This is a genomic window from Psychrobacter sp. CAL346-MNA-CIBAN-0220 (assembly GCF_040309805.1).
Lineage (GTDB): Bacteria > Pseudomonadota > Gammaproteobacteria > Pseudomonadales > Moraxellaceae > Psychrobacter.
This window is the reverse complement of the sequence record NZ_JBEOPF010000422.1, coordinates 1-260: the sequence shown is the minus strand read 5'-3', so window position 1 is coordinate 260 and position 260 is coordinate 1. Positions and strand designations below refer to the sequence as shown.

Below are 260 nucleotides of genomic sequence, written 5' to 3'. Positions count from 1 at the left end.
CTACAATACGGCCCTTATGGTCGATGATAGCGGTCACACCAGTGTTGGTCGCTCGCATAAACCAGCGACCATTCTCAAGCGCGCGCATTTGTACCATTTGTAGATGTTGCAGTGGACCCGCCGAGGTGCCAAACCAGGCATCGTTTGAGATGGTCAATAAAAAGTCGGTTCCAATCGCATTTTTACGCGTGGTATCGGGATAAGCAACTTCATAACAAACGGCCGCGCCCAAGTTGTGCCCACGTACACGCAGTGGTGAC

Annotated in this window: 1 protein-coding gene; it reads right to left on the bottom strand. The window is 51.9% G+C overall.

Annotated features, from left to right (window positions below):
* The coding region (locus AAEY88_RS14220) for a nitrilase-related carbon-nitrogen hydrolase (protein WP_350563432.1) at positions 1-260 on the bottom strand (260 nt) is incomplete at both ends.